Source organism: Propionivibrio sp. (genome assembly GCF_049316945.1).
Lineage (GTDB): Bacteria > Pseudomonadota > Gammaproteobacteria > Burkholderiales > Rhodocyclaceae > Propionivibrio.
In genome coordinates this window covers 1-1,966 of record NZ_JBMOJE010000353.1, presented here as the reverse complement: position 1 = coordinate 1,966, position 1,966 = coordinate 1, and the positions used below count along the sequence as shown (strand labels likewise).

Below are 1,966 nucleotides of genomic sequence, written 5' to 3'. Positions count from 1 at the left end.
TTCCTGGCTAAAAACATGATGATGGATGAGGACCAGGCCAAGCTGTTCGCCAAGATAGTCAATGCCAAGCCGCCCGAAGGTGCCGACGGCGGCGGGTTTGGGGCTTAGCCATGGCACTTTATGACCAAGTGGCATCAAGCCTTTCCAGCAAGGGCTTGATTGGTTCGATAAGCTCCGGCCTAAGTTCCTCTCTCGGTGGTGTTGCTTCAAGCGCGGCCAAGGCCATGGGCGGCAGTCCTTTGGCGTCAACGGTCGCCAACATCGGTAATAGCATGGCCTCCAATGCCGCCATGGGTCTGGTCAATAAGTACATTCCAGCGAAAGTGCAAGGCGCGCTCAATGCCGGCGCCGGTATCGCTGGCGACTTGATGAACGGGAACTTTGAAGGGGCCGGCATGAAATTGCTTGGCTCAGGATTACTCAACAAGCTGTTGCCGGGAATGAGTGGCGTAGCATCGCAAACCGCCTACTGGGGAACGCCCACCCCGCTGTTCGGCGGTATCAGCCCGATGGAGGCAAGAGGAATCGCCGTTGAAATGGGCGAAAACAGGTTCTCCAAGAAAAACCTGTTCATTATCGAGGTATCCAGCAAGTTGCAAGGGGCCGGGGTAATGCACCGCTTCAACATGTTCGTGACCGAGTTAAGTTATGCGCCGCTGACACTGACCGGCGACAAAATAAAGATCGGATCGGCCTCCGTCGATAGCGTCAAGTCGTCGGAACCGGTTGAGATGAGAATAACCACGCTTGACGACCATCAAGGAACACTCAAGCGATGGTATTCAGATCACCACGCGGCAGCCGCACCGGAAGATGGAACGGTCGGGCACCCGGGCGATTACGCGATCAAGATCAAGGTTGTTCACGCCTTCATCACCCAAGGCAGCAACCAAGGCGGGTACGAAGACATTGGGCTGTACCGTCCGGCCAATATTGAATTCACTTTTTCTCGAAGAGAAGATGGTCTGCAGGAATTGCAAATGACGTTTTCACAATTAGACACGTTTATGAAGGCGTAACCCATGGCTCTTAAATCCGACGCGCAAGGGTTTCTTTCCGGCGATCCTATCGATATTGGCCGGGCTATTTCTGTTCTTGAGCAGATTCGCAGCGATGTGCGCGCGATAAGGAGTGCAATCAAGGGAAGCGGAGGATCTCCGGGTGCTGTTGCTGAAAAGCAAGCGACGGTTACGCCAGAACAAAGAAAGTCGGCGCCAGGGGTAAAGCGCGATAGCCTAATTCGGCCTGTCGCCACCCCTGCAGGACGAACCAGGTCACCGGCAATTCCAAAGGTGAACGCCAACTCGCCTGCAATTCCTGCAGGTAATAGCCGGTCACTAGCGCCGTCAGATGCCAATATTGTCAAAGCGTTAAACCAGATCGGCAGAGAGATTGCCAAACCGTCAGGAAGGGATGCGAAAGGACGGTTTACGCCAAAAATAGTTGATTCAAAATCTCCTGATGCACTTAAAAAAGCCAAGGAAAATAACGACAAAGACAAGGAATTGAAAGCGCTTGCTTCCGGTCGAGTGGGTGATATAGCGTCAGCCGGCGTTGAGAAAGTAGCTGAGGTTGATCCTGCCGTTCAAGCCTTTCAGGAAATAGCGCAACCGCTGGCCCGTGGCTGGGAAATGATTTCAAAGGGAAGGGGAAGCAAGGACAAGGATGCTGCTGCCCAGACAGGATTGCTAAGGAGGGTTTATGCCACGCTTACCGGGTTCAGAAGCGAAGCATTCATCACTGGAAAGGCCGCAAACAAGAGTTTGAAGAACCTCGAAGACAAGCCGGAAGGCGGCGCAGAGAGTGGCGGCATTCTTTCAATGCTGTCGAAAATACCATTCATTGGCCCGATGATCGTCAGCGCGATTACGGCACTCGGTGCCGGGTTAATGTCGCTGCTTTCAAAAATCCCGGGGTTTGGATTCCTAAAGAAAGTTCCAGTTACTGGCGCGCTAGGGGTCGGCGG

2 protein-coding genes are annotated in these 1,966 nt (G+C 53.6%); both read left to right on the top strand.

Features of this window, described 5'->3' with window-relative positions; genetic code table 11:
* Window positions 1-110: 110 nt before the first annotated feature.
* Window positions 111-1,019, top strand: coding sequence for a hypothetical protein (locus ACOYNV_RS28055; RefSeq protein WP_422903113.1), 909 nt, complete (start codon window positions 111-113; stop codon window positions 1,017-1,019).
* Window positions 1,020-1,022: 3 nt separating this feature from the next.
* On the top strand, window positions 1,023-1,966 hold a 944-nt coding region (locus ACOYNV_RS28050), incomplete at its 3' end, for a hypothetical protein (protein WP_422903112.1).